The organism is Enterococcus camelliae, from assembly GCF_042685105.1.
Classification (GTDB): domain Bacteria; phylum Bacillota; class Bacilli; order Lactobacillales; family Enterococcaceae; genus Enterococcus_G; species Enterococcus_G camelliae.
In genome coordinates this window covers 115,655-141,810 of record NZ_JBHUMO010000072.1, presented here as the reverse complement: position 1 = coordinate 141,810, position 26,156 = coordinate 115,655, and the positions used below count along the sequence as shown (strand labels likewise).

Sequence of the window (26,156 nt, the reverse complement as noted above, 5' to 3'; positions counted from 1 at the left end):
GGCTATGCATCGTTGCCTTGGTAGGCCGTTACCCTACCAACTAGCTAATGCACCGCGGGTCCATCCATCAGTGACGCAAAAGCGCCTTTCAGCTCTCTCTCATGCGAGAAAAAGCATTATGCGGTATTAGCACCTGTTTCCAAGTGTTATCCCCCGCTGATGGGCAGGTTACCCACGTGTTACTCACCCGTTCGCTACTCCTCTTTCTTGGTGAACCGAAGTTCGATAAGAAAGAAGCGTTCAACTTGCATGTATTAGGCACGCCGCCAGCGTTCGTCCTGAGCCAGGATCAAACTCTCATAAAAAAATTTGATTCAGTCTTACGACTGTTAAGCTCTGTTTGTTGACTTTGCTCGCATTTTTGCTTGCATGTATTTTTGTTTCTAATTTAATAGAAACACCTTACACAATTGGTTCGTTTGCTTACTTTGTTCAGTTTTCAAAGGTCTACTTTGCTGCCGTAGCAACTTTTATATCCTATCATCTCGTTAACTATTTGTCAAGAGATTTTAGTGAGAAAAAATAAAATGTTTTTCTCTTTTTAGCTGCTCTTTAGCGACTTGCTTATCTTATCAAATGCAATGTTATTTGTCAATCGTTTTTTCTATTATTTTTTACTGGTTTATCAGCATTTCAAAACAGAAAAACAAGATCAATTTTGTTATATTACCATTTGATTTTGCATCCGTCAATACTTCTGATGAACATTACTGTTTTCAACGAAGCTCTTTTTAAGACATTTATTAATATAACAATTTTTTCTTGTTTCGTCAACAAAAAACCCTATTGTACCAACGTTTGTAAATACTTTACATTTCTTCTTTAATTCTTTTTTTCATTCGTTTTTTCTATTAATTACTCTCGATTTTCTTAATATAAGCTTCTGTTGTTCGGAATATTCATTTAAACTTCTCCTTTTTTTAATATCTCTTAAATTTTTTATTGAAATTTTTCTATTCTTTTATTTGATGATACACTGTAGGTGAATGATTTGTACTATTAGATAGGAGGATTTTCTATATGAAAATTTTAGTTGCTGATGATGATAAGGAAATTGTTGAATTGTTGAGTATTTATTTAAAAAATGAAGGCTACGAACCAATCAAGGCTTACAATGGTCGTGAGGCTCTGTCAAAAGTTCGCACGATGAATGATATCGAATTATTAATCTTGGATATTATGATGCCAGAGGTAGATGGTATGCAAGTAGTAAAAACTTTGAGAAAAGAGTCGCAGATTCCTATCATTATGCTCACCGCTAAAACAACAGACATGGATAAAATTAAAGGCTTGGTTGCTGGTGCTGACGACTATGTAACAAAACCGTTCAATCCTCTCGAAGTGATGGCTCGAGTAAAATCTTTATTGCGCCGAAGCACAATGCAAGTGGCTGCAAATCAGCCGGACGTACTTGAAGTCAGTTCCCTAATTATTAACCGAGACTCCCATGAAGTGAAAACGCTAGATGGAAAGGACATCCAATTAACTGCTCTCGAATTTGGTATTCTTTATTTACTTGCTTCCCACCCTAATCGTGTATTCAGTGCCGATGAAATATTCGAACGGGTTTGGAAGCAAGAAAGTGTCGTTTCTGCCAAAACTGTGATGGTTCACGTAAGTCATCTCAGGGATAAAATTGAAGAAGCGACAGGCGGAGAAAAAATTATTCAGACAGTTTGGGGTGTAGGTTACAAAATTGATACGAAATGATTCTCGAAAACGTGTTGTATTAACTTCTAAAGAAATTAGTGAATTGTTTGCAGAGGCGATTGTAACGATTGTTTTGCTTCTACTGCTAAACGTAGCCATTGTAGTAATTCTTTCAAATTTAGTGAATAGCGCTCCTTCTTTACAAGATGCTGTTTTTCAAGCGCGTTATATTTTTGCTGAGAATTTCAAAACAGATATTTTTTTAAATGGTCGTTACATTCTGTTTCCCCTTTTTTTATTATTAGATGGTATCGTTTTGTACTGGCGTTTAATTCGCCGTTATCGTCAAATGCAACTTCGCCACATTATTAGTGAATTACATTATATTGCAGAGGGAAACTACGATCATCGCATCCCTTTTGAATTAAGTGGTGATTTAAATCGTGTCGTGACAAGTGTTAACGGCTTAGTTGACAGTACCGTGGCTGCAATTGAAGATGAGCGAAAAATTGAAAAATCTAAAGATGAATTAATTACCAATGTCAGCCATGATATTCGCACCCCTCTTACGTCAATTATTGGTTACTTGGGCTTGATTGAAGATCGACAATACCATTCTGAAGAAGAATTATTGAAATACACTCATACAGCTTATATAAAAGCAAAACAAATGAAATCACTGGTAGATGATTTATTTGAATATACAAAAGTGAGACAACCTAGCAATCCTCTTCATGTCATTTCTTTTGATATGGTGCAATTAATTGAACAACTAGCTGCCGATTTTGAACTAGAAGCGAATAAAAAGGGGATTACTATTCAAACAATGGCCAATCCAGAACAAATCATGATGGATGGAGACACGGAAAAACTAGTACGTGTATTTAGCAATCTTTTAACAAATGCCTTTAAGTATGGCAAAAATGCGACTACAATTATGATGGATGCCGAAAAAATTGGAACGGAAGTTGTTGTAACGGTTAAAAACAATGGCAAAATGATTCCGAAACGCTCGTTAGATCTCTTGTTTGACCGTTTTTATCGAGTAGAAGAATCCCGATCACAAGAAACCGGCGGAACCGGACTTGGATTAGCTATCGCCCAAAGTATCGTAGCGTTACACGGTGGATATATTTATGCAACATCAAATCCAGAATGGACTGCTTTCATTATTCATCTACCGCTACAAGCAAATACTTTGGTTGCAAAACATAGCAATAGTTGACGAATACCAATTTTTCAGCTATGCTAAAGAAAATTTAATAGCAATAGACATGGAACCTAGTACAGGTTGTTTCTTTCCAAGAGAGCTAATGGATGGTGGAAATTAGCATGAAGCAAGATTGGAATCCAGTTCTTTTATATGTATCTTTTGAAAAAGAGATCCTATTTCTCAGGTTACGAGATTTCAAGTGCAGCGATGAGCTGAACTTGGGTGGTACCGCGAATAACTACTTCGTCCCAAGCATTTTTTGGGAATGGAGTAGTCTTTTTTTTAGAAAATTTATTGGAGGAGGAACAAAAATGTTAGATATAAAAGTGATTCGACAAAATATTGAACAAGTAAAAGCGAAACTAGCCACTCGGGGTGTACCTGAAGCGAAACTAAATGAATTTGTTGCGCTTGATGAAGAACGCCGTCGTCTATTAGTTGAAACAGAAGAGCTAAAAAAAGAAAGAAATGATGTCTCAGGCGAGATAGCACAATTGAAACGAGCAAAAGAAGATGCAACAGCTAAAATTGAAGAAATGAAACAAGTAGGTCAAAAAATCAAAGAACTGGATGGCACCCTAGCAACCATCGATGAAAAATTAACTGAGATTGCTGTGACATTACCGAATATTCCGAATGACAGTGTGCCAATCGGTGTAGATGAAAATGATAATGTGGAAGTACGACGGTGGCATAAAACTCGTGAATTTGATTTTGAACCAAAACCTCATTGGGAAGTAGCTGAAAACTTAGGAATTCTGGATTTTGAACGTGGCGCAAAAGTTTCAGGTAGTCGCTTTGTTTATTATAAAGGGTTAGGTGCCCGTTTAGAACGAGCTCTTTACAATTTTATGCTTGATTTACATGTTTACGAACAAGGCTACACAGAGATGATTACTCCTTATATCGTCAATAGTCAGGCAATGTTTGGCACCGGACAATTTCCGAAATTTAAAGAAGATGTCTTCCAATTAGAAAACACTGATTTAACACTTATTCCAACTGCGGAAGTCCCTTTGACAAATTATTACAGTCAAGAAATTTTGGATGAAAAAGATTTACCCATCTATTTTACTGCGTTAAGCCCTTCTTTCCGTTCGGAAGCTGGAAGTGCGGGTCGTGACACTCGTGGGTTGATTCGCTTGCACCAATTCAATAAAGTAGAAATGGTCAAGTTCAGCGATGCCGATCATTCTTATGAAGAATTAGAAAAAATGACCCAAAATGCCGAAGAAATTCTACAAAAACTTGAACTACCTTATCGCGTTGTCGCACTTTCAACGGGTGATATGGGCTTTTCTGCAGCGAAAACTTATGATTTAGAAGTCTGGATTCCTGCTCAAAATACGTACCGTGAAATCAGTTCATGTTCAAATACAGAAGATTTCCAAGCACGTCGCGCGATGATTCGTTACCGCGATGCCAATGGAAAAATTCGTTATGTCCATACCTTGAATGGTTCAGGTTTAGCAGTTGGACGAACAGTTGCCGCTGTACTAGAAAATTATCAAAATGCAGACGGTAGTGTCACCATACCTGATGTTTTGGTGAACTACATGGGTGGCATCACCAAGATCACAAAAGATGCCTAAGAACTACTTGCCATTCAGCCTTTAGAACGTAAATCAGTTTGGTAAAGTTCGCCTGGAAGGTCTTAATCCAGTATGATTCACTAGGCGATGATTGGCTTTTTAAGAAATGTTATCAAGAACTTCACATTGGATTCCCTACAAGAGACACATGCTATTCTTTAGGGTATCCAATGTGAAGTCATTTTATTGGGTAATATTTTGTAATTGCTTTACAATTATGTTACAATTATTTCTTGAATATTTCATTTTGGAGGAAATTATGACAAAAAATTTTCGTAGTCAAAAGCATGCTCACTCTTCCCACAAACTTCTTGCCTTTCTAACTAGCAAATGGACATTCTTAGGCTCACTTTTCCTTTTATTAGGGGTGATTTTGCCAGTATGTTTTTATTTTATCTCGACAGTCAACCAGGAAACCATTGCCAAACAAAAAGAAGCGGCAGAAATTCAACTAATCAAGAAAGAACAACAAGCGCACTTTTCCCAAAATAGTGAGGTCAAAGTTGTCCGTGCAAAAGAAAGTGGCAAAATTACCTTACAAGACAAAAAGATACCAGCAACTGTTCAAGGAACAACAGAGGGGCAATTTCAAACTATTTTAAAAAAATGGCAAATGGCAGATGATGATTTGTTTGTATCCTTTATTCATCTCCAATCCTGTGCGCCTGCTGCTAGCAAGGTAGAAGCAGGAATGACCAAATATCAGTGGAATATCCGAAAAAAAACATTTGTCAAACAACAAGAAACAAAATTGCCTACTAACTATATTCAAACTGAAACCGGCGCACCGATTACGAGTCAGTTACTTTTGCAAAACAATCCACAAAATTTAGCACAGATTCATTTTGCGGTTCAACAAGCATTGCTTGATCAAGCAAAAAATCCCAAAGATATTCTGGATGATGTCTTAGCAATTCCTGCTTTTACTTGGCAAACACCGATAAACTACCGGCCAAAGGAATTAACCGTTGACGTTGCTAAACAAGGGATGTTGAATAAAACAACGATTCACTTGCCTTATACTGCAAGTCTCGCAGCGTCACTTAACCAAGCTTATCTGGATCCTACACTAGCACAAACCTTCGCAGCCAAACCGGAAGAGAATCAAAAGCAAATTGCTTTAACCTTCGATGATGGACCGAATCCAGAAACAACACCATCTATTTTAAATACCTTGAAAGCGAAAAATGTTCATGCCACTTTCTTTCAGTTAGGAAGCAATGCTGAACGCTATCCAAATCTTGTCAAACGTGTCGCTGAAGGAGGACATGAGATTGGTAGCCATACGTATCACCATTACAATTTGCCTAAATATCCACGTGCAACCATCCAAAAAGAAATCACTGATACGGATAAGGCTATTTATCTAGCAACTGGCAAATTACCAAAATTCATTCGTCCGCCATATGGAGCAGTAAATGCAACTGTCGCCGAAGTGGCAGGTAGACCCATCATTCAATGGAATATCGATTCTCGAGATTGGGCAACCAAAAATGCTGGAAAAACCATCACGCAGGTTCAGCAAACCATTACTAATAACGGTATTATACTGATGCATGATATCCAACCAAGTACCGCCGAAGCCTTGCCACAACTCATCGACTGGTTGACACAGCAGGGCTACAAATTAGTGACGATTGATCAACTACTCCAATCACAAGAAAAGCCTTACCATGAGTATTTTAGCGCTACAGATGAACGCGCAATTTCATAAATTGTTGACACATCTTTTCAATAATTTATGGGACCAACAGAAAAAAAGACTAACTCAGAAATCTTATGTAGCCTCTTTCCCCAAAAAATTAGGCTGTTTCGAAGTGAAGACATGAACCGACCGTCCAAAGTTAGAATGATACTCTAACTTGGACGGTCGGTTCAGTTTTCTTTCTTATGAATTAACAGAATAGTTTGGTGCTTCTTTTGTAATTTGTACGTCATGTGGATGAGATTCTTTCAATCCATTGCCACTCATTTGAATAAATTGGGCTTCTTCTCTTAATGCTTTTAAGTTGCTCGCTCCAACGTAGCCCATTCCAGCTTTCAAACCACCAATCATTTGGAAAAGGATATCCGCTACACTCCCTTTGTAAGCAACCCGTCCTTCAATTCCCTCTGGAACTAGCTTATTCGCTTCGTTCACACCTGATTGGAAATAACGATCACTCGAACCTTTTTCCATTGCTCCTAATGAACCCATTCCACGATACGTCTTGAAACGACGTCCTTGGTAAATCTCAAATTCACCTGGAGATTCATCCGTACCAGCCAACATACTTCCTAGCATAACCGCATGACCGCCAGCAGCTAACGCTTTGACGATATCACCGGAATACTTAATTCCACCGTCCGCAATAATCGCTTTTCCATATTGACGTGCAACCGAAGCGGAATCATAAATTGCCGTTAGTTGGGGAACCCCAACCCCTGCAACTACACGTGTCGTACAAATTGAGCCGGGACCAATCCCAACTTTCACTACATCTACACCCGCATCATACAAAGCTTTCGTTCCCTCAGCTGTCGCAACATTCCCAGCAATCAAGGTTGCTTCTGGAAATCTAGCACGAATTTCTGATACTTTTCGTAATACGCCTGCGCTATGACCATGTGCTGTATCAATGATGATGGCATCCGCTCCAGCTTCTAATAAAGCCTCTGCACGTTCAAACGTATCACTTGTTACTCCAACAGCGGCGGCAACCAATAAGCGACCATGCTCATCTTTTGCAGCATTAGGAAATTCGATGACCTTTTCGATGTCTTTAATGGTTATTAAGCCGCTCAACCGACCTTCTTTATCAATCAAAGGCAACTTTTCAATTTTATGCTGTTGCAACGTCTTTTCAGCTTCTTTTAAAGAAGTTCCCACTGGTGCAGTCACCAAATTGTCTTTTGTCATCACTTCTGAAATAGTTAAGGCATAATCAGTCACAAAACGTAAATCACGATTCGTTAAAATTCCAACTAGTTTTCGATTTTCTAAGGTTTCAACAATAGGAACGCCACTGATGCGATAACGACTCATCAATTCTTCTGCATCAGCAATGGTATGTTCTGGCGTTAAGAAAAACGGATCAATAATGACCCCACTTTCTGAACGTTTTACTTTTCTTACTTCATCAGCCTGGCTAGCAATACTCATATTTTTATGAATCACGCCTAGCCCACCTTGACGTGCCATTGCAATGGCCATCTTACTGTCTGTTACGGTATCCATACTGGCACTGATAATTGGAATATTTAATTGAATATTTTTTGCAAGCTGGACACTCATATCCACATCGTTTGGCAAAACATGACTTTCAGCAGGTATCAGTAACACATCATCGAACGTAAATCCCTTTTTGGCGAATTTTGATTCCCAGTTGGACATTTTCGTAACCACTCCTTCAAATCTTTTTTATTTTTATCAATGAAAATAGCAAAAAAGCCTAAACAAGTCAATAATTTCTTTTTGAAATGAGACCTCAACGATAATTTACTAAGAAACTTCACTTATTTTATCATTTAAACTTCTCAATCACACATGATTCTGCAAAAAACTATCCAACCATCGCAATTAAGACAATAGTTGAATAGTTTCCTTTTTTATTTTATTTTTTTGGTCGTTGTGTTGCCATGCTGCTTGCAATATTAAATTTTTTCTTTAGATAGAAACGAGCGACTAACGCAAACGCACCTAGCGCAATCGTAACGATTGGATGCAAAACAAAGTTCAATGGCGCTGGTAACAATTGGGTAACAGATAGCAGAGCAAACCAAACAAAGAAAGCTGCCATCAGAACCAGAATCGTTTTCCACATTTTCGGACGTTGACTACGATCAGCGCCTGGTTGTTCATATTTGTAAATATATTTGTACGAAAGATAAAACACCCATCCTCCTACAGCCGATGTTACTAACAAGGTGATAAACCCAAATGTTTGACTAGCACTCTTTGTTAACAAACTCATTAGCCCAGTTACTACACCAAACAAACCAAAAATGAGTAAGGTATTATCCAACCACATCCACCACGGCGAAGCATTCTCTTCAACAGGTGGTTCTGCTAAAAGACTATCCATTTTTTCAGAAACGGTCCCAAACAACTGACGCGCCGTTTTTCCCGCTTTTTGTTCTTTCACAAGGATTGGCAACATTTCATGAAGGGTTTTGGTTTGTTCTTCTTCCGAAAGATTTGCTGCTTTCATTGACTTTTTCAAATCAAAGATGTACTGCTCATTGCGTTTTGTCAGTTGCATTTCAAGCTCTCTATTTTCGCTGACATAGGAACGAAGTACTTCTGGTTCCATCTTATTTCCCCCTTATTTTCTTATCTATACATTAAATCGGAACAACATGACATCGCCGTCTTGTACAATATATTCTTTTCCTTCTAAACGGACACGCCCAGCTTCTTTAGCAGCGTGCATATTGCCGTAGTGATCCAAATCTTCGAATGAAACCGTCTCTGCTCGAATAAATCCACGTTCAAAATCAGAATGGATAATTCCAGCAGCTTGCGGAGCTTTGATGCCCTTGCGGAAAGTCCAGGCTCTCACTTCTTGTTCCCCTGCTGTAAAATACGTTGCCAATCCGAGTAAATCATATGCTGCTCGAATGAGTTTATCTAGGCCAGACTCTTCAATTCCTAGTGCTTCCAAAAACTCAGCCTTATCCTCTTCTTCCAGTTCAGCAATTTCTTCTTCTGCACGCGCACACACAACGATTACTTCTGCATTTTCGCTTGCTGCAAAATTGCGAACTTCTTGCACATAATGATTCCCCTCAAGATCTGCAACCTCTTCTTCTGCAACATTGGCTACATAAAGAACTGGTTTGGTTGTTAATAAGAATAAGCCTTTCACAATTTTTTGCTCTTCTTCATTAAACTCGATTGATCGCGCAGACAATCCTTCTTCCAAAACTGGTTTAATTTTATCAAGAACTGCTAGTTCGGCAACAGCTTGTTTATCTTTCGTCTTTGCTACCTTCGCCACACGGGTGTACCGTTTAGTAATCGAATCTAAATCCGCTAAAACCAACTCTAAGTTAATGGTATCAATATCTTCTAATGGATTGACCCGTCCTTCTACGTGGGTGATATTGTCGTCATCAAAACAACGAACAACATGGCAAATTGCATCCACTTGTCGAATATGACTCAAAAATTGATTTCCCAATCCTTCTCCTTTACTTGCACCGCGAACAATTCCCGCAATGTCTGTAAATTCAAATGTTGTTGGAACAGTTTTTTTCGGATGAATCAACTCTGTTAGACGTTGTAGTCGCCAATCTGGTACCTCAACCATTCCTACATTAGGGTCAATTGTCGCAAACGGATAATTAGCTGCTTCAGCTCCCGCTTTGGTAATTGCATTAAATAATGTCGATTTACCTACATTTGGTAGACCAACGATTCCAGCAGTCAATGCCATGTTTTCTTCACTCTTTCTTTGCTTTTTCTAGTACTTTTTTTAATTTTTTTTCAAATTCGCGGCGAGGCATCATAACAATATGTCCGCAGTTTTCACATTTTATCTTAATATCTGCCCCCATACGAATGATTTGCCAACGATTTGTTTGGCAAGCATGAGGTTTTTTCATCATCACAATGTCTCCAAAATCGTACATGCTCTACTCCTCCATTTATTCATTACTATGCTTCATCAAAATGAATCTCTAACAAATCCAAAATCCGTGTCAAATCACTTTGCGAAAGGTATTCAATCTCAATTTTCCCTTTTCCTTCTTTTTCACGAATTTCGACATTGGTACCAAACTTATCCATCAAACGATCTTCGCTTTCGCGTAAATAATAGGGCTTTTCCTTAATCATTCGTGGCACTTTTTTCTTGCCACCGGCCTCATTAGTTGCCGCAACCAATTGTTCTAATTGACGAACAGTTAGATTTTCTTTGACACAACGATTTGCCATCTTTAACATTTGATCTTTTTTCTTTAATCCTAAAAGTGTACGCGCTTGCCCCATTGATAAACGATCATCTTGGACCATTTCTTTTACCAGTTTTGGTAATGCCAACAGGCGCAAATAATTGGCTATGTACGGGCGGCTTTTTCCTAAGCGCTCGGCAACTTCCGCTTGGGTCAGTTTTAAGTTTTTCATTAGCATATCATACGCTTCTGCTTCCTCTAAAGGATTTAAATCTTCCCGTTGCAAGTTTTCTAAAACAGCGACTTGCATCATTGCTTCTTCATCAAACGAACGCACAATTGCTGGTATCGTTTCTTTTTTTGCTAATTTTGATGCCCGAAAACGTCGCTCACCAGCGATAATCTCATATCCTTTAACTGCTGATTTTCGAATAATAATTGGCTGAAATACTCCCGATTGACCGATAGAATTGGCTAGTTCTTGTAACGAAGATTCTTCAAATGTCTTTCTTGGTTGATACGGATTTGGTCGTAATTCATTTAAAGGAACTTCGATGACTTCATCTTTTTGGACATCTACCTCTTCCAAACTTGCCATATCTTGAAATAAAGCGTTAATTCCTTTTCCTAAACCTTTTCCTTTACTTTTCACGAGCCAACACTTCCTTTGCTAAAGCTTGATAAACTTCGGCACCTTTAGAACGAATATCATAGTCGATGATAGACAAACCATGACTGGGTGCTTCAGACAAACGAACATTTCTCGGAATAATGGTGTCATACACTTTTTCTTGAAAATAACGACGAACTTCTTCCACTACTTCAGCTCCTAAATTGGTTCGCGCATCATACATTGTCAACAACACCCCTTCAATTTCCAAGGTTGGATTAAAATGTTTTTGCACCAATCGAACTGTATTCAATAGTTGACTTAACCCTTCCAATGCATAGTATTCGCATTGAACGGGGATTAAAATTGCATCACTTGCGGTAAATGCATTGATGGTGAGATGGCCCAAAGATGGCGGACAATCGATTAAAATAAAATCATAGTTAGCATGAAGTTCGCTCAACGCTGTTTTCAATCTTGACTCTCTTGCCATCATGGATGTTAGCTCAATTTCTGCACCGGCTAATTGCAATGTTGCCGGTACAATATCTAGATTTTCCCGTGAACTCGGTAAAATTGCATCTGCAATTGGCACCTCATTTACTAAAACATCATAAATATCTTGTTCAACATCCGGTTTACGAATCCCCATGCCACTCGTAGCATTTCCTTGAGCATCCATATCTACGAGGAGGACTTTTTGCCCCATATAGGCCAAACAAGATCCTAAGTTAACGGTTGTGGTTGTTTTACCAACACCGCCTTTTTGATTCGCAACTGAAATAATTCGTGCCATGATACATCCTCCCTACTTAATTGGTTGCTTATTGGGTAATCCTGGTTTCCGCGGATATTTCCTAGGTGTCTCTTTTTTCTTTTCAATCAATAAGAAATGACGCATATCCCCAATAATCGGTAACGCCATTACTCGATCCTCTTTAAATTTCCCACCCAATTGTGCAATAGCTGGCTTGGCTTCAGCCAATTCTTCTTCTGCTTTGGTTGCTTTCAAAGCATAAAATGTTCCGCCTTTTTTCACCAATGGTAAACATAATTCACTTAACACATTTAATCGCGCAACTGCTCGGGCAGTCACATAATCAAATGATTCACGAAATTTTGGATTTTGTCCAAATGTTTCCGCACGGTCATGGTACAACGAAACCTCAGCTAGAGACAACTCCTGGACTAATTCATTTAAAAAAGTGATACGTTTGTTTAATGAATCAACAATTGTCACTTTTAGGGTTGGAAAAACTATTTTTAGCGGAATGCTCGGAAAGCCTGCTCCCGAACCAACATCACATAAACGTCCATTGGGATCAAAATCATCTAAAAAAGCTAATAGAATAGAATCATAAAAATGTTTTAAATATACTTCTTTTTCATCCGTTATCGCCGTCAAATTAATTTTTTCGTTCCAATCAATTAGCAATTCAAAGTAACGTTGAAATTGATTCATCTGTTCTTCGGTTAAATGAATTCCTTGTTTTTGCAATTCTTTTTTAAACGCTTCTGGTAACATACATTGTTCCTTTCAACAAACCATTGAAAAAGCCTATTTCTACATTATCAAAGGACTCTTTTTCAACACTTATTTGCCCTCTTGTGAAACAGAAAAAATGTTTCACAGACTAAATCTAAGTTTACCGCAAATCTTCTCTTCTTACAATAGATGACCTAAGTCTCTGAGTGAACCTTTTCCAAAGTTTGCCTTTTTTTCTAACAATCATCAAAAAAGAGTTGTTTCACGTGAAACAACTCTTTTTTGATGAAAAATAATTAATTAATTTTTCATCATTTTTTTATTATTTGTTATATAATACATTTTCTTATTATGATAGTGACCAGTAAATAGCTTTTTAGTATGTTTTTCCACTATTTTTATACTGATAATTTTTTCAAATTCTTCGTTTCCTGATAGCTGCTCATTTTCAACAAAATACTGCACTAAAGAGACCAGCTCCTGATTGGTTAGTTTTTTGGAAATATTAGGTGCCACAAATGTATGACGCTGTCCTGCTTTATTCTCAAAAGTAATTTTTAATCGCCTCATTTTCTCCCTCCTCTACAACTATAAACGAAAAAAACGAGTGATTTGTCAAAACATTTTCTTATTTTTCCTAATTTGTTTAAAAATACTAATATGGTAAAATTATTTCATGATGAATAATTATTCACTATCGATTTGAATGTTTTTTTGTATAATGATACAGTGAATGAATACCACTATACTTTTTTTGAAAAAGTTATCCACAATTTATGGGGAGGTTTTTTTTATGATCACTTATCAACAAATAAAGACCATTGCCGAGTCCAATGTACTAGCCCTTTATACACAGGTAGGATGGTCTGCTTACACTCGCCAACCAGAACAATTACTTACAGCTATCGCTCAATCGCTTGAAGTCATCACAGCGTGGAATGATCAAGAACTAGTTGGACTGATACGAGCTGTTGGCGACGGTGTAACCATTTTATACATTCAGGACATCTTAGTTTTACCAAGCTACCAAAATCAAGGAATTGGCACTCAGTTGATGAAAACAATGTTAGCCTGTTATCCAGAGGTTCGCCAAAAAGTATTGTTGACCGAAGAAGCACCTGACACTCGCCATTTCTACCAAAAAATGGGCTTTTCTTCCTGTGATAAGGGGGAGGCAGTCGCTTTCTATCGAGAATTTTAAGGCTTCTTTTCATATGAACTAGCTAACCAAATTTACATGCAAGCTTTCAGTAAATCGATTTAGACTTTTTTTCTTTTGTGCCTAAGATATGCATTGAAGCGAACTGCTTTTTCTACGGTTTATTTAAGGTCCGTTTAATATTCTTATTCTATCCTTTATTCATCCCCAAACAAACCAAACTTTTTTTCATTCTTTCTCCTTGACCCGCTAGCTCCCAACTAGCGGGTCTTTTTTCTCTCACTCAATTCTTGCTGAGCTATGTCAATTACCTGTTCACTCGCAACAAGCAATACAAGAACATATTCAAGATTTTTCTCCCACTTAGCTGTTGCAATAACGGATGATTATTCCTCTATCTCTTCATTATTATCGATATATGATGATAGTTTTGCAGTTGTTAGCATACCTTTCCATCTGCACGTTACTTCTCTCATTTTCTTCATAAACTCTACTCTAGTCCTGAACAATTTGTTTCATGTGAAACATTTACTTTTTTCATTGTTAGGATATAATTAATTTTTCAAGGAAGGGGCCTTTATTATGCAAGATATTCGAACCACTATTGATCATGTGCAATTTGATATTCGTTCCTGCGGTTTGTTATATAACCAAGGAAAATATCTTGTTTCTACTGAAAAAGATGGTACACAAACCTTACATGGTGGTGCTGTTCAAATTGGGGAAACTACTATCGATGCTGTTATACGTGAGTTTTTCGAAGAAACATCCCTAGTTGTAACCGTTTCAAAATTGATAGGTACTATTGAGAATCATTTCGTTGTTCATAATCAAGCCTATCATCAATTGTTATTTGTCTATGAATTGAACTTAGTGGATCCAACCAATCGACAACCAAAAAGTGAACTTGGCTGTACTTCCGAATGGTTAGCAAAAGAACAAGTGACACAACTGCGTCCTGCTATTTTAAACGATTTCATCCATAATCCTTCTCCAACAGTGAGCCATTTGATAAATCAAGAACCAGCTTTTTTAAACTATTTTTCCCATCTAAAAGAAGTATAACGTTTTATTTGGCTCTATCTTCATGGTTTTTTTACACAAATTCAAAAACTCTTCAAACTTTCTTAGTACTCCTTTAATCTTTTTTCCCTATACTTTATTCATACCCAAACAAACTTAATCTTTTTTCATTTCTTTTCTCCCTAACCCGCTAGCCCCCACTAGCGGGTTCTTTTATGCAGTCAAATAAATTCATGGATGCTGTAACAACATTCAATAATGATCAGCCATACATAGCGTAGCTCCATGGTTTTCCAATTAAATCATGTTCTTTTTTATATGATCAGGAATCATAGACACTTGCATTTCTAAATCAATAGGCGTGAATGTTTTATCTATGCATTCTTCCCAATAAGCCAAATGTTTCTTATCAATCCAGTTCTCCGATTCTTCAACTTCTTGACCCCCTTCTCCTTGTACTGAATACCAGTAGAGATACTCCTCTCCTTGATTTACTTCTCTAAAAATTGTTTCAATATACATTTTTTCTTGTTCTAAGGTAACCAGCGTCTCTTTCATATTTTCATTCAAAAATAACAGCCACTCATCAACTATTTTTGATTTCCCTTTTTGTACTTTAAATTTCGTTAATTCAACCTTCACCTTTAGAACTTCCTTAGTATTTCTATATTTTTTTATGGTTCCTTTAAGTTTTACACTTTATCCTTCATTCATACCCAAACAAACCAAACTTTTTTTCATTTCTTTCTCCCTGACTCGCTAGTCCCCAACTAGTGAGTTTTTTTTGTTTTCAAAACCAACAATAGGGAGTTGCTTCTTTCTTCTATCCGTCTTATGATAACTACAGCTTTATTGAAAACAAAAGGAGGTCTTGCTTTATGTCTAAAAAATACAAAAAGCTTTTACGTTCTTGTCTACCCTTACTACTTTTTTCCTTATTTGGCTTTTGCTTCTGGCAGCAACTACCTAGTCAAATGGCTACTCATTTTTCAAATAATTGGCTCCCAAATGGTTGGAGTTCTAAATTATTCACGATTCTGGGTCTTCCCTTGATTTTTATGCTAATCCAAGTGATTGTCGTTTTTTTCATCGAAAACGATCCTCAAAATAAGCGTAACCAAGCGATTATTCGCTACATCTATTGGCTAGTCCCAATTATCGGCTCCATCAGCATGTTAAGTATTTATGGTTATGCTTTAGGTGTCGATATTGCTGCTTTCCGTTATTTTCCTGCGATTTTTGTCGCACTTATCCTTTTTGCAATAGGCTTTATCCTGCCTTATACAAAACAAAACACTACCATTGGCATCCGCGTTCCTTGGACCCTCCATAGTGAAAAGAATTGGGAATTGACGCATCGTTTTGCCGGTAAAGTTTTCCTTATTTGTGGTATATGTAGTTTCTTTATGGCGTTTTTTGCCACATCTTTTATCCTGATTCCGATACTAGTTGCTATCATCATACCTATTGGTTATTCCTATTTTCTTTATCGAAAAGGCATCTAGTTTTCTAACAACTTTTTTAGCGCAAACCTTACTAAAAAGCTAGCTTATGAATTCCTTGCTACAAAATATTGTGTAAGAGCGATGTTCACTATTCATTTTTTCCCGAACCCTGCTAGCAGAATTTTTTTCTCAGATTGGATTACCCTTGTCTCCAATAGCTACTTCCATCCTTGGTACGTTTAAAAAAACCATATTCAATCAGATACCTGCGTATGGTAACATAGTCTTCCACCATTGTTTGTAATAACTCATTTACTGCTCGTTCGGAATAATTTTTTTTGAAATCAAAGCAATCGCTGATTTTACTCAACATAATAATCTTTCGTTTTTCCTTACTTGGGAACTGTTTGATACGCCCCTGATTATCAAAATAAGTTGCAATAACGTGCTCTCTTTCTTCTTTACTTATTTGATAGCGTTCATCAATCATTTTTGCGCCAGAATGCATCTGCCATTCCTCTCCCTCATCCAAAAGACTCATTGCACCTAAAAATTGATAGGCTTGCCTTTCTTTTTCCTTCAGCTTAAAGCGTTGATTACGCACAGCTGAAGTAGATATTTCCAGCCTTTGAGCAATAACGGTGTCACTCAATTTTTGTGCAAAAAGAATAAGAATTTCTTTTTGTGTTTGGGTAATTCCTAGTTGCTCTTTTGATTGACTGAGTAACGCAGCTAATGCACCAGCGTGTTCTTTTTCAAGATGGTTTTGTATCGCTTTTTCGGCTGTTACTAATTTTTCATCCATTGAATAAATCTCGCCCAGCGTAAATTTTTGTTCACAATACAAGCAACATAACGTTTCTTTTTCCTTCTTCCACCCATTTTCATACATTTGTAACTTTAATTGTCCTTTTTCCATATAAAACAACACCTTTTCAATTTGTTTATAAATAAACTAACAAATTTTTATTTTGTTTGCAAAATTTTTTACTTTTTTTGATGTTGTTCCACATGAAACAATAGTAAAAATCGATTGTGACCAAGAAAAGAGGGATACCTTCATCAAACATGATGAAAGTATCCCTTAACTTATTTGTTGCTTTTACTCCGTTACTTTTGTTACTTTTGCTATTTTTCCTTGTTCGATGTACACCATCAAAATACTCATATCCGCTGGGTTGACACCGCTAATGCGGCTAGCTTGTGCTAGGGTTTCAGGTTGGATTTTTTGTAATTTTTGTTTGGCTTCTGTAGCTAACCCATTAATTACACTGTAATCGATGTTTTCAGGAATTCGTTTGGCTTCCATGCGCTTCAATTTTTCAACTTTTTCTAGCGCTTTGTTGATGTAGCCTTCATATTTTAATTGAATTTCAACTTGCTCGATTTCTTTTTTGCTCAATTCTGGATTGCTTGGTAAAAACTGGACAACATCTTGATACGTTAATTCTGGCCGTTTTAGTAAGTCAGCAGCTAAGATTCCGTCTTTCAGTTCCGATGATCCTCGTTGATTTAAGAGGGCCTGTACTTCCTGTGTCGGCTTCATTCGTTCTGAACGGAGCCGACTAAGTTCAGCTTCAATGTGTTGTTTCTTTTCGAGAAAAGCTTGATACTGATTTTCTTTTACTAAGCCAATTCGATGACCCATTTCTGTCAAACGTAAGTCGGCATTGTCATGACGTAATAATAAACGATATTCAGCGCGGGATGTTAATAGACGATAAGGCTCATTCGTTCCTTTTGTGACCAAATCATCAATCATCACACCAATATAGCCATCACTACGTTTCAATATAAGCGGCTCTTTTCCTTGAACCTTCAATGCCGCATTGATTCCAGCAATAATCCCTTGACCAGCAGCTTCTTCATACCCACTTGTTCCATTGGTTTGTCCAGCAGTGAAAAGATTGGCGATTGGTTTCGTTTCTAAGGTTGGGCGTAATTGATGGGGCACAACAACATCGTATTCAATTGCGTAGCCTGTACGCATCATCTCAACCTCTTCTAAGCCCGCTATCGATCGAAGCATCGCCACTTGAACATCTTCAGGTAGTGATGTCGATAAGCCTTGTACGTATACTTCCTCTGTGTTTAATCCTTCTGGTTCTAAAAAAAGCTGATGGCGTGGTTTGTCTGAAAAGCGGACAATTTTATCTTCAATCGATGGACAGTACCTTGCACCTACACCTTCCACAATTCCCGTAAACATTGGTGCGCGGTAAAGGTTCTCATGAATAATAGCATGCGTTTTTTCATTGGTGTACGTAAGCCAACATGGTTCTTGATCGACTTTATATGCACTGTCTGGTGTCCCAAAACTAAAATGGTTTGGTTCTTTGTCTCCTGGTTGGATTTCCGTCACACTGTAATCAATTGTGCTCCCCTTGACACGTGGTGGAGTTCCTGTTTTAAACCGTGCAATTTCTAGACCCAATTCTTTTAAATGATCCGCTAAACCGACAGATGGTTGTGAATTGTTTGGACCAGAAGAATATTTCAATTCTCCAATAATAATTTCACCACGTAAAGCTGTTCCAGCTGTAATGACTACTGCTTTTGCTGCATAACGTGCACCAGTTGCAGTAACAACACCTTTACATATACGATCTTCAACAATTAAGCGTTCAACAAGGCCTTGACGTAAGGTCAAATTTGGTTCTTTTTCAATGGTGTGTTTCATTTCTGAAGAATAGGCATGTTTGTCCGCTTGTGCTCTTAAAGCGCGCACTGCTGGGCCTTTCCCAGTATTTAGCATTCGCATTTGAATATAAGTTTTATCGATGTTGTTCCCCATTTCTCCACCTAAGGCATCAATCTCACGAACCACTACTCCCTTAGCTGGTCCACCAACAGAAGGATTACAAGGCATAAAGCCAACCATATCTAAATTAATCGTTAATAATAATGTTTTGTTTCCCATTCGACTGGCGGCTAGGGCTGCTTCTGAGCCTGCATGTCCCGCACCTACAACGATAACATCGAATGCTTCTCCTTGATATTCTTGCATCGTTTCGTTACTCCTCTTTTTTATTTTCCTAAACAAAATTGACTAAATAATTGTGTGATTAATTCATCTTGGACACTGTCGCCGACGATTTCACCTAAATCGTCCCAACAACGGGTCATATCGATTTGGACTAAATCTACTGGCATACCCGCTTCAATGCCTACAATCACTTCAGAGAGCGCTTGAGAGGCATGCTCAAGCAAGGCGATATGACGAGTATTGGATACATAAGAAGCGTCCTTGTCTGTCGTTTCCCCTCCGAAAAACAATGCAGCAATTGCCTGTTCCAATTTGTCAAGACCTGCATTTTCCAAAACAGATACCTCAAAAACGGGGGAATCTCCAGTGAAAGATAATAATGCCTTGCGATCTAGTTCATTGGGTAAATCATTTTTATTCAACAAAATGATTCGTTTGCTTGCATCTGTCGCTGCAAGCAATTGACGATCCTCGGCAGATAGTGGTTCATTTTGGTTGAGCACCAGTAAAATTAAATCCGCCTTTGCCAATGCTTTTCGGCTCCGTTCTACGCCTATGCGTTCCACAATGTCCTCGGTTTCACGAATTCCCGCAGTATCAACTAATTTCAACGGGACTCCTCGCACATTCACGTATTCTTCAATAACATCGCGCGTCGTACCAGCGACATCGGTCACGATTGCTTTCTCTTCGCGTAGCAAATGATTCAGTAAGCTTGACTTACCGACATTTGGCCGTCCGATAATCGCCGTATCTAATCCTTCGCGTAAAATTTTCCCTTGTTTGGCTGTTTGTAACAATGCCTGAATTTGACTTTGGACTTGATGCGCTTTTTCTACTAACAATTTGCTTGTTAACTCTTCTACGTCATCGTATTCCGGATAATCGATGTTGACCTCTACTTGAGCCAGTGTCTCTAAAATTTCCTGCCGTAACGTACGAATCAAATTTGATAAGTTTCCATCCAATTGACTCAAAGCTAAATTCATCGCTTTATCTGTTTTGGCACGAATCAGATCCATTACAGCCTCCGCTTGTGACAAATCCACACGTCCATTTAAAAAGGCTCGTTTCGTAAATTCACCCGGTTCAGCCAAGCGGGCCCCTTGCCGCAAAAGTAATTGCAAAAGTTGATTGACAACGACAATTCCTCCGTGACAATTGATTTCCACGACATCTTCTCTCGTAAAAGTTTTTGGTGCTCGCATCACAGAAACCATGACTTCATCCACAATTTGCTCCGAATTGGGGTCAAAAATATGTCCATAATGAATTGTATGACTTGGCACATCCATGAGTCGCTTAGTCCCTGCTTGAAAGACTTTGGTTGCAATCGGAATTGCTTGATCTCCACTTAGACGCACGATACTAATTGCTCCTTCGCCAGGCGGTGTCGAAATTGCTGCAATCGTATCAAATTCTTTGGTAATTTCAGCCACTTTTCCTTCTCCTTTGCTTTTTATCGCACAAAAAAAGTGCCCACTCCACCTATCTTTACTAGGTGAACGTTGCACTTTGACTGCTTGTTCGCTTTATTCTGGTCATAGATTAGCATATTTTTTTGCTGGTGACAAGCTATGTCCTCTTATCATAACCACTTTTCTTCTCAATTCTTCTTTGCACAATTCGCCAAAACACGTTACACTTAGAAAAATAATGAAAGGTGATGATAGTATGGGATTATTCCGAAAAGAAGACCATTCTGAAGAAGAGAATAGACGCATTCAAGAAATTATTCTTTCCACGGGCAACGTCGACAGACCCTATATCGTAAGAGACATTGTCTTTGCTTCAGAAAAACTAGAAGTTGATTTGTTTGATCCACTGGTTGATCCAAATGATTTGCTCGCCAACGTTTCCTATCGTTTACAAGAAAAAGCCGTTTCTTATGGAGCCAACGCGGTTATCCACTGTCATTTTGAGCACGATCATATGGTTCGTCCTGATGGCACAACATTTTTAGAAATTTTTGCGTATGGTACTGTCGTTCAATTTGTTCAATCAACCATTGGCGGATAAAAAAATTGAATCATGCTAGCGATGACCATTGTTTTGGTATCGTTGGCGTGATTCGCTTTTTTTCTGATGATTTATTCTATAATCGTCCACTCATCTAGTGTTTTTCCTTCTTTGTCTTTGAATTGTTGCCAACTATTTGTCCCCGCAAAATAAAGAAAATGCCCCATCTCATTGACACTTTTTAGCGTAATATCCTCTGTTGTCAAGAACGTTTCATCAAATTTATCTGAGTTTTCCTGACGCAATGTCAAGGCAAATTTTGCCGCAAATCCCACGGAACCATCTTTATTTAAAGGCGTTTCCGGTAATAGCTGTGCTCCTTTTTTCAGTATAAGTTCATTTCTTTTTTGCCAATAAACGGTGGCTTTCACTCCTTTGTATTCCGTATAAAAAGGCATCGTACTAATCGCTTTGGACCAACGATGACGAGGTTTTCCAGCTTTTTTCGTCGGTACTGTGGCACAGTGAGCAAAATCGTAGCCCCACCAATTTAAAAGGGCAACAATTTCGATAAAATAAGCCATAATGATTCCTTCAAAATGCTCAGGTACTGGCTTTCGATCAATTGATGGTAACCATTGGTGTTCTTGACTGTAATTACGTAAAAAGTGTAAAAAATACTGCTGCTCGATGGTCCATGTGGGGTGCAATAGAATGACCCGATCATACTCTTTCACAATTGCCTTATCTGAAATAGCCACTAATTTGCGTTGCATCATAAATAAAGCAACTGCTCCAGCTGGAACTTCTCCCTCTGGTAATTTTTGCAGAAGTAAAATCGTCCCATACTCCCCAGGCAATGTACCTAAACATTCCGTCCCATTCCAAGTAAATGATCCTTTCATACCCTTCCTCCTTATCAACTCCATTATAGCAATTCGCTTTTTCTTTCTAAATGAATGTGCTTATTTTCTTTGAATGGCAACTAGATAGACAAAAACACATCCCCTTAGATTTTCACTGGGATGTGTTTTTGTCGATGAAATCTTATTTTCTAACTGGTTCAACTACAAGGTAACGATAAGGCTCATCACCTTCAGAGTGTGTTTGGATTGTTGGATTTTTACTTAATGCGGCGTGAATTTGTTTGCGTTCAAATGCAGGCATCGGTTCAAGAAACACTGGGCGACCAGTTTGTTTAACTTTATCTGCCGTTTTCTGAGCTAAGCGTTCCAAAATTACTTGACGTTTTTCACGATAATCCCCTACATTTAGCACAATAGACAATTTATTTTTTGAAAGACGATGGACAAACACCTGAGCCAAATATTGCAAAGCATTTAAAATTTTCCCATGTTTGCCAATTAACATACCCTGTTTTTCGGTCTGCAAATGCACAACGACTTGGTCTTCATCACGAGTAAATTTTACCAAAGCTGGAGCAGATAGTGCTTTGGTTATAGCAGTAAGGTACATAGCCAACTGCGTCAATATTTCTTCATCTGATGTGGCCTGTTGCTCTTGCTTTGGTTCGTTTGCCTCAAACTTGTCTTTTTCTGGTTGAATACGCTCTGAAACTTCCTCTTCAATCAAACTCTCTTTCAGAATAATTTGTTCAGTAGGTATGGTTACAGGCTCAATTTGTACTCGAGCTGTCTTTTTTCCCATTCCTAAAAACCCTTTTTTCCCCTCTTCTAACGTTGTCATCGTTACTTTATCAGAAGAAAGTCCCAAATCCGATAGACCTCGCCGAATGGCCTCTTCAACTGTTGTGCCCTCATAAATTGGCATAGTCAAAACTCCTTTCTATCCCATTGTTGCTATTTTTTCCTTTTTTTCTTGCTATTTAGTGCTTGATTTCTAGCCTTTTTTAAGGCCCGTTCTTTTTCTTTTACTAGCAAGGCAGCCTCTTCGCGCTCTTTACGTATTACAAAAGGATTATTAATCAATAATGTTTGCAATACTTGGAAACCATTAGAAATCACCCAATAAAGTGACAGTCCACTTGCTAAATTGACCCCCATAAACAAAATCATCAATGGCATAAAAATATTCATAATCTTCATGCTCGCATTCGATTCAATTTGACTCATGCTTGATAAGTAGGTGCTTGCAAAGGTAAAAATAGCAGCTAGAATTGGTAAAATATAATATGGATCTTTCAACCCTAACTGTAACCATAGAAAATGGCCTTCAGTCAACGCAGGTACGCGTGAAATAGCTTGCCACAAAGCCATTAAAATTGGCATTTGTATAACCAATGGCAAACATCCTATATAAGGATTGACATTATTTTCGGCGTACAATCTTTGCGTTTCTTCGCGCAATTTTTGTTGCGTTTGCATATCCTTTGAAGAATATTCAGCTTGTAACTTTTTAAGCTGTGGTTGCAAATCTTGCGTTTTACGCATGCTTTTTGTTTGAAAATGCATCAATGGTAGTAAAATGACTCGAATGACAATCGTAAATAAGATTATCCCTATTCCGGCATTCCCAAACGACAACGCTTTAATCGCCTCAGCAAAATAAAAAACAATGTACCGATCCCATATTCCTGTACTTTGAGCCGTCACCTGACTCGTACCACATGCTGACAAAAGCAATGCTAAGATGGCAAAGCTTCCCGTCATAAGTAGACGCTTCCTTTTTTTCACACAACACATTCCTCTCTCTAGTTAATAATTCCCGCAAGCGCGAATACATGTTTTAAGTTCGAGTACACTTCCTGAGAAGATAAATCTGATACACCTGGACGGGCAATAACAATAAAATCTTGTTCTTTCACAATATCCTTTTGCATTGCTTGGATACTGGCACGAATTTTGCGCTTAACTGCATTACGATGAACAGCATTTCCCACTTTCTTTCCAACCGATATGCCTACACGAAAATGAGGTTGTTCAGGTTTTGCCAATACATATACAATAAATTTGCGGTTCGCATATGAATTTTTGGTTTGATATACTCGTTGAAAATCGAGTTCTTTCTTTACACGATATGCCTTTCTCATCCTGTGATCATTCATTCCTTTTCCTTATACTCACTTCCCAATCATACCATAATCAAGGACAAGTCTTCACCTGTTTCTCCTAAAAAAGGGTACAAAAAAAACCACTGAGGCTCAGTGGCTTATGCAGAAAGAACCTTTCTGCCTTTCCGACGACGACTCGCAATGACGCGACGTCCGTTTTTAGTGCTCATGCGTTTACGAAAACCATGAACTTTTTGATGTTTTCTTTTATTTGGTTGATACGTTCTTTTCATTCAATTCACCTCCAACGTAATTCCTGTTATCTCTATGTACAGACATACCTTGATATTATAACGACTTTCCCATAATTTTGTCAATACAAAAATGCAAATCAAACTCTCTCGCCATCAGATAGATTGGAAAAATGTTTATCCACAATTTATGTGATTAGGGAAAAATGACTTGTGGATGTGCCACTCTCTTCTCAAAACTATTCTTCACTTACGGACCCACTTTTGCACAAATACACTGGACGGTAAAAGATATCCACAAAGATATTTTTAATTGTGGATATCCTTTGAAAACATTCTTACCCTGCTCTTTGTTTTCCAAGTTAATCTGTGGATAATTTCAAAATATCCCAGTTTTCCACACTGTTTCTTTTGACTGTGGAAAACTTTATTCACGTTTGTTCTTTTCTTTTTTTTTCTTTTTTCACATTGTGGAAAAATTTGTATTTTTTTTATTTATTCGCTAATATCTGTGGAAAACTTTTCTTATCCATGCTACATTAGTACTATCCATGCTTTAAAAATTTTTTAGAATTGGGGGAGATGACGATGCCATCTCTTGATGCCATCTGGAAAGAGTTGCAAGAGCGTTACAAAAAAGAGATGAATTTTGTCAGCTACAATACTTGGGTAGACACAGCCAAGCCTCTTTCCTTTCAAAATAACCAACTTATTATTGAAGTGCCAAGCGAATTACATAAAAATTACTGGGAAAAAAACCTAGCTGGTCAAATTTTGGAAACTGGGTACCTGTTAAATGGAGAAGAGTTATTTCCAACCTTCCTTACTCCTGAGGAAGCAGTTGATTATCAAAAGAAGCTTGAACCGCAAGCAGTTCAAGCTGAGAAAAAGAATGAGCTGCCCCCAAAGGCCATGTTAAATCCAAAATATACCTTTGATACCTTCGTTATTGGGAAAGGGAACCAAATGGCTCATGCAGCCGCACTTGTCGTCGCAGAAGATCCAGGATCTATTTATAATCCTCTTTTTTTCTACGGTGGAGTTGGTCTTGGTAAAACACATTTGATGCACGCCATCGGTCATCAAATGTTACAAAAAAGACCCAATGCCCGTATCAAATACGTAAGTAGTGAAAATTTTACAAATGATTTTATTAACTCCATAAAACGAAAAGAAATGGAAGAATTCCGAAACGAATACCGAACAGTTGATTTACTGCTGGTAGACGATATTCAGTTTTTAGTTAATAAAGAAGGAACACAAGAAGAGTTTTTCAACACGTTTGAAGAACTGTATCTAAACAATAAACAAATCGTTCTAACAAGTGATCGTTTACCAAATGAAATACCAACCTTGCCAGAACGATTGGTATCACGTTTTGCATGGGGATTATCCGTTGACATTACGCCACCAGACTTAGAAACCAGAACAGCAATTTTACGAAAAAAAGCCGAAGCGGAAAATTTGGAGATTCCTGATGATACCTTAAGTTATATCGCCGGCCAAATTGATTCAAATATTCGTGAGTTAGAAGGGGCACTTGTCAGAGTACAGGCCTTTGCTGCAATGAGAAATTCAGATATATCAACGAGTCTTGCAGCAGAAGCGCTGAAGGCTTTAAAATCAACTCACCACCTGAATCAAGTTTCCATTCTCCATATTCAAGAAGAAGTTGCGAAATATTACCATATCCCCTTAAAGGATTTAAAAGGAAAAAAACGTGTAAAAAGCATTGTTGTTCCTAGACAAATCGCAATGTTTCTTTCACGAGAATTAACTGACAATTCTTTACCAAAAATTGGAGCTGAATTCGGTGGGAAAGATCATACCACTGTCATCCATGCCCATGAAAAAATTCAACAATTGCTACAAAGTGACGCGATTCTCCAAAATGAAGTAGCAGAAATTAAACAAATCATTTTGACATAGCTGTGGAT

At 37.9% G+C, this 26,156-nt stretch carries 26 protein-coding genes, 1 rRNA gene and 1 other annotated feature; of the genes, 9 read left to right on the top strand and 18 right to left on the bottom strand.

The genetic code is table 11. The features are described from left to right. Nucleotides 1–305, bottom strand: a 16S ribosomal RNA gene (locus tag ACFSR0_RS11885); the annotation flags it as partial. A gap of 715 nt (nt 306–1,020) precedes the next feature. Here ACFSR0_RS11885 and ACFSR0_RS11880 point away from each other — a divergent pair. From ACFSR0_RS11880 to ACFSR0_RS11865, 4 genes are all read left to right on the top strand, one after another. After that, on the top strand, nt 1,021–1,710 hold the full coding sequence (locus ACFSR0_RS11880) for a response regulator (RefSeq protein WP_379983008.1): 690 nt from the start codon (nt 1,021–1,023) through the stop codon (nt 1,708–1,710). Continuing rightward, nucleotides 1,700–2,875 carry a sensor histidine kinase gene (locus ACFSR0_RS11875; RefSeq protein WP_379983016.1) on the top strand — a complete coding sequence of 392 codons (1,176 nt, stop codon included), beginning with the start codon at nt 1,700–1,702 and terminating at the stop codon, nt 2,873–2,875. Before ACFSR0_RS11880 ends, ACFSR0_RS11875 begins: the two co-directional genes overlap by 11 nt. A gap of 37 nt (nt 2,876–2,912) precedes the next feature. Further along, nucleotides 2,913–3,117 (top strand) — a binding site (T-box leader). Nucleotides 3,118–3,174: 57 nt separating this feature from the next. Beyond that, complete coding sequence (serS, locus tag ACFSR0_RS11870) at nt 3,175–4,455, top strand: serine--tRNA ligase (protein WP_379983006.1); 1,281 nt, start codon at nt 3,175–3,177, stop codon at nt 4,453–4,455. A gap of 259 nt (nt 4,456–4,714) precedes the next feature. Continuing rightward, nucleotides 4,715–6,169, top strand: a complete 1,455-nt coding sequence (locus ACFSR0_RS11865; protein ID WP_379983004.1) for a polysaccharide deacetylase family protein — start codon at nt 4,715–4,717, stop codon at nt 6,167–6,169. Nucleotides 6,170–6,343: 174 nt separating this feature from the next. On the opposite strand, the gene guaB is transcribed toward ACFSR0_RS11865, so the two are convergent. The 8 genes from guaB to ACFSR0_RS11825 all read right to left on the bottom strand — a co-directional run bounded on the left by guaB (nt 6,344) and on the right by ACFSR0_RS11825 (nt 12,995). Continuing rightward, entirely contained in the window at nt 6,344–7,828 is a 1,485-nt protein-coding gene (guaB, locus tag ACFSR0_RS11860) for an IMP dehydrogenase (RefSeq protein ID WP_379983002.1), read from the bottom strand. 220 nt (nt 7,829–8,048) lie between these two features. Then, nucleotides 8,049–8,747, bottom strand: coding sequence for a DUF1129 domain-containing protein (locus tag ACFSR0_RS11855; RefSeq protein WP_379983000.1), 699 nt, complete (start codon nt 8,745–8,747; stop codon nt 8,049–8,051). 24 nt (nt 8,748–8,771) lie between these two features. After that, nucleotides 8,772–9,872 carry a redox-regulated ATPase YchF gene (ychF, locus tag ACFSR0_RS11850; protein WP_379982998.1) on the bottom strand — a complete coding sequence of 367 codons (1,101 nt, stop codon included), beginning with the start codon at nt 9,870–9,872 and terminating at the stop codon, nt 8,772–8,774. Nucleotides 9,873–9,879: 7 nt separating this feature from the next. Beyond that, nucleotides 9,880–10,068, bottom strand: coding sequence for a DUF951 domain-containing protein (locus ACFSR0_RS11845; RefSeq protein ID WP_379982996.1), 189 nt, complete (start codon nt 10,066–10,068; stop codon nt 9,880–9,882). A gap of 25 nt (nt 10,069–10,093) precedes the next feature. Further along, the gene (locus ACFSR0_RS11840) at nt 10,094–10,981 is read right to left on the bottom strand and encodes a ParB/RepB/Spo0J family partition protein (protein WP_379982994.1); all 888 of its coding nucleotides are present in this window, start codon (nt 10,979–10,981) and stop codon (nt 10,094–10,096) included. Beyond that, on the bottom strand, nt 10,971–11,735 hold the full coding sequence (locus ACFSR0_RS11835) for a ParA family protein (RefSeq protein WP_379982992.1): 765 nt from the start codon (nt 11,733–11,735) through the stop codon (nt 10,971–10,973). The genes ACFSR0_RS11840 and ACFSR0_RS11835 overlap by 11 nt, the downstream gene beginning before the upstream one ends. 12 nt (nt 11,736–11,747) lie before the next feature. After that, nucleotides 11,748–12,464: a 16S rRNA (guanine(527)-N(7))-methyltransferase RsmG gene (gene rsmG / locus ACFSR0_RS11830; RefSeq protein WP_379982990.1), complete on the bottom strand. Its 717-nt coding sequence runs from the start codon at nt 12,462–12,464 to the stop codon at nt 11,748–11,750. A gap of 261 nt (nt 12,465–12,725) precedes the next feature. Continuing rightward, the gene (locus ACFSR0_RS11825; protein ID WP_379982988.1) at nt 12,726–12,995 is read right to left on the bottom strand and encodes a DUF2922 family protein; all 270 of its coding nucleotides are present in this window, start codon (nt 12,993–12,995) and stop codon (nt 12,726–12,728) included. Nucleotides 12,996–13,218: 223 nt separating this feature from the next. Between ACFSR0_RS11825 and ACFSR0_RS11820 the strand changes: the two genes are divergently transcribed. After that, nucleotides 13,219–13,626 (top strand): GNAT family N-acetyltransferase, encoded by a 408-nt coding sequence (locus tag ACFSR0_RS11820; RefSeq protein ID WP_379982986.1) that lies wholly within the window; start codon nt 13,219–13,221, stop codon nt 13,624–13,626. 540 nt (nt 13,627–14,166) lie between these two features. Beyond that, nucleotides 14,167–14,649 (top strand): NUDIX hydrolase, encoded by a 483-nt coding sequence (locus tag ACFSR0_RS11815; protein WP_379982984.1) that lies wholly within the window; start codon nt 14,167–14,169, stop codon nt 14,647–14,649. Nucleotides 14,650–14,904: 255 nt separating this feature from the next. On the opposite strand, the gene ACFSR0_RS11810 is transcribed toward ACFSR0_RS11815, so the two are convergent. Continuing rightward, nucleotides 14,905–15,249 (bottom strand): DUF6176 family protein, encoded by a 345-nt coding sequence (locus tag ACFSR0_RS11810; protein WP_379982982.1) that lies wholly within the window; start codon nt 15,247–15,249, stop codon nt 14,905–14,907. 236 nt (nt 15,250–15,485) lie between these two features. On the opposite strand from ACFSR0_RS11810, the gene ACFSR0_RS11805 reads away from it, so the two are divergent. Continuing rightward, complete coding sequence (locus tag ACFSR0_RS11805) at nt 15,486–16,112, top strand: SdpI family protein (protein WP_379982980.1); 627 nt, start codon at nt 15,486–15,488, stop codon at nt 16,110–16,112. 139 nt (nt 16,113–16,251) lie between these two features. Here ACFSR0_RS11805 and ACFSR0_RS11800 read toward each other — a convergent pair whose 3' ends face one another. The 3 genes from ACFSR0_RS11800 to mnmE form a co-directional block, all read right to left on the bottom strand. Next, nucleotides 16,252–16,971: a DUF2087 domain-containing protein gene (locus tag ACFSR0_RS11800; RefSeq protein ID WP_379982978.1), complete on the bottom strand. Its 720-nt coding sequence runs from the start codon at nt 16,969–16,971 to the stop codon at nt 16,252–16,254. A gap of 183 nt (nt 16,972–17,154) precedes the next feature. Next, on the bottom strand, nt 17,155–19,059 hold the full coding sequence (mnmG, locus tag ACFSR0_RS11795; protein ID WP_379982976.1) for a tRNA uridine-5-carboxymethylaminomethyl(34) synthesis enzyme MnmG: 1,905 nt from the start codon (nt 19,057–19,059) through the stop codon (nt 17,155–17,157). A 20-nt stretch (nt 19,060–19,079) separates the two neighbouring features. After that, on the bottom strand, nt 19,080–20,477 hold the full coding sequence (gene mnmE, locus ACFSR0_RS11790; protein ID WP_379982974.1) for a tRNA uridine-5-carboxymethylaminomethyl(34) synthesis GTPase MnmE: 1,398 nt from the start codon (nt 20,475–20,477) through the stop codon (nt 19,080–19,082). A gap of 235 nt (nt 20,478–20,712) precedes the next feature. Between mnmE and ACFSR0_RS11785 the strand changes: the two genes are divergently transcribed. Further along, nucleotides 20,713–21,057: a heavy metal-binding domain-containing protein gene (locus ACFSR0_RS11785; RefSeq protein ID WP_379982972.1), complete on the top strand. Its 345-nt coding sequence runs from the start codon at nt 20,713–20,715 to the stop codon at nt 21,055–21,057. A 71-nt stretch (nt 21,058–21,128) separates the two neighbouring features. Here the strand turns inward: ACFSR0_RS11785 and ACFSR0_RS11780 are convergent, their stop codons facing one another. The 5 genes from ACFSR0_RS11780 to rpmH all read right to left on the bottom strand — a co-directional run bounded on the left by ACFSR0_RS11780 (nt 21,129) and on the right by rpmH (nt 24,261). Beyond that, on the bottom strand, nt 21,129–21,902 hold the full coding sequence (locus ACFSR0_RS11780; RefSeq protein WP_379982970.1) for a hypothetical protein: 774 nt from the start codon (nt 21,900–21,902) through the stop codon (nt 21,129–21,131). A 142-nt stretch (nt 21,903–22,044) separates the two neighbouring features. After that, on the bottom strand, nt 22,045–22,788 hold the full coding sequence (gene jag, locus ACFSR0_RS11775) for an RNA-binding cell elongation regulator Jag/EloR (RefSeq protein ID WP_379982968.1): 744 nt from the start codon (nt 22,786–22,788) through the stop codon (nt 22,045–22,047). Nucleotides 22,789–22,817: 29 nt separating this feature from the next. Further along, nucleotides 22,818–23,651 carry a YidC/Oxa1 family membrane protein insertase gene (locus ACFSR0_RS11770; RefSeq protein ID WP_379982966.1) on the bottom strand — a complete coding sequence of 278 codons (834 nt, stop codon included), beginning with the start codon at nt 23,649–23,651 and terminating at the stop codon, nt 22,818–22,820. A 17-nt stretch (nt 23,652–23,668) separates the two neighbouring features. Further along, nucleotides 23,669–24,007: a ribonuclease P protein component gene (gene rnpA, locus ACFSR0_RS11765; protein WP_379982964.1), complete on the bottom strand. Its 339-nt coding sequence runs from the start codon at nt 24,005–24,007 to the stop codon at nt 23,669–23,671. Nucleotides 24,008–24,126: 119 nt separating this feature from the next. Next, nucleotides 24,127–24,261: a 50S ribosomal protein L34 gene (gene rpmH, locus ACFSR0_RS11760; RefSeq protein WP_379982962.1), complete on the bottom strand. Its 135-nt coding sequence runs from the start codon at nt 24,259–24,261 to the stop codon at nt 24,127–24,129. Between the two features lie 546 nt (nt 24,262–24,807). On the opposite strand from rpmH, the gene dnaA reads away from it, so the two are divergent. Beyond that, nucleotides 24,808–26,148 carry a chromosomal replication initiator protein DnaA gene (gene dnaA, locus ACFSR0_RS11755; RefSeq protein ID WP_379982960.1) on the top strand — a complete coding sequence of 447 codons (1,341 nt, stop codon included), beginning with the start codon at nt 24,808–24,810 and terminating at the stop codon, nt 26,146–26,148. The last annotated feature ends 8 nt before the right edge of the window (nt 26,149–26,156 follow it).

Excerpts from the sequence above, each read along its gene's own strand:
- mnmG (WP_379982976.1), bottom strand. The coding sequence starts at position 19,059 with ATGCAAGAATATCAAGGAGAAGCATTCGATGTTATCGTTGTAGGTGCG.
- ACFSR0_RS11835 (WP_379982992.1), bottom strand. The coding sequence starts at position 11,735 with ATGGCACGAATTATTTCAGTTGCGAATCAAAAAGGCGGTGTTGGTAAA.
- ACFSR0_RS11820 (WP_379982986.1), top strand. The coding sequence starts at position 13,219 with ATGATCACTTATCAACAAATAAAGACCATTGCCGAGTCCAATGTACTA.
- ACFSR0_RS11785 (WP_379982972.1), top strand. The coding sequence starts at position 20,713 with ATGGGATTATTCCGAAAAGAAGACCATTCTGAAGAAGAGAATAGACGC.
- ACFSR0_RS11780 (WP_379982970.1), bottom strand. The coding sequence starts at position 21,902 with ATGAAAGGATCATTTACTTGGAATGGGACGGAATGTTTAGGTACATTG.
- ACFSR0_RS11815 (WP_379982984.1), top strand. The coding sequence starts at position 14,167 with ATGCAAGATATTCGAACCACTATTGATCATGTGCAATTTGATATTCGT.
- ACFSR0_RS11880 (WP_379983008.1), top strand. The coding sequence starts at position 1,021 with ATGAAAATTTTAGTTGCTGATGATGATAAGGAAATTGTTGAATTGTTG.
- rpmH (WP_379982962.1), bottom strand. The coding sequence starts at position 24,261 with ATGAAAAGAACGTATCAACCAAATAAAAGAAAACATCAAAAAGTTCAT.
- ACFSR0_RS11855 (WP_379983000.1), bottom strand. The coding sequence starts at position 8,747 with ATGGAACCAGAAGTACTTCGTTCCTATGTCAGCGAAAATAGAGAGCTT.
- ychF (WP_379982998.1), bottom strand. The coding sequence starts at position 9,872 with ATGGCATTGACTGCTGGAATCGTTGGTCTACCAAATGTAGGTAAATCG.
- rnpA (WP_379982964.1), bottom strand. The coding sequence starts at position 24,007 with ATGAGAAAGGCATATCGTGTAAAGAAAGAACTCGATTTTCAACGAGTA.
- ACFSR0_RS11865 (WP_379983004.1), top strand. The coding sequence starts at position 4,715 with ATGACAAAAAATTTTCGTAGTCAAAAGCATGCTCACTCTTCCCACAAA.
- ACFSR0_RS11825 (WP_379982988.1), bottom strand. The coding sequence starts at position 12,995 with ATGAGGCGATTAAAAATTACTTTTGAGAATAAAGCAGGACAGCGTCAT.
- ACFSR0_RS11805 (WP_379982980.1), top strand. The coding sequence starts at position 15,486 with ATGTCTAAAAAATACAAAAAGCTTTTACGTTCTTGTCTACCCTTACTA.
- dnaA (WP_379982960.1), top strand. The coding sequence starts at position 24,808 with ATGCCATCTCTTGATGCCATCTGGAAAGAGTTGCAAGAGCGTTACAAA.
- ACFSR0_RS11800 (WP_379982978.1), bottom strand. The coding sequence starts at position 16,971 with ATGGAAAAAGGACAATTAAAGTTACAAATGTATGAAAATGGGTGGAAG.
- rsmG (WP_379982990.1), bottom strand. The coding sequence starts at position 12,464 with ATGTTACCAGAAGCGTTTAAAAAAGAATTGCAAAAACAAGGAATTCAT.
- ACFSR0_RS11845 (WP_379982996.1), bottom strand. The coding sequence starts at position 10,068 with ATGTACGATTTTGGAGACATTGTGATGATGAAAAAACCTCATGCTTGC.
- serS (WP_379983006.1), top strand. The coding sequence starts at position 3,175 with ATGTTAGATATAAAAGTGATTCGACAAAATATTGAACAAGTAAAAGCG.
- guaB (WP_379983002.1), bottom strand. The coding sequence starts at position 7,828 with ATGTCCAACTGGGAATCAAAATTCGCCAAAAAGGGATTTACGTTCGAT.
- jag (WP_379982968.1), bottom strand. The coding sequence starts at position 22,788 with ATGCCAATTTATGAGGGCACAACAGTTGAAGAGGCCATTCGGCGAGGT.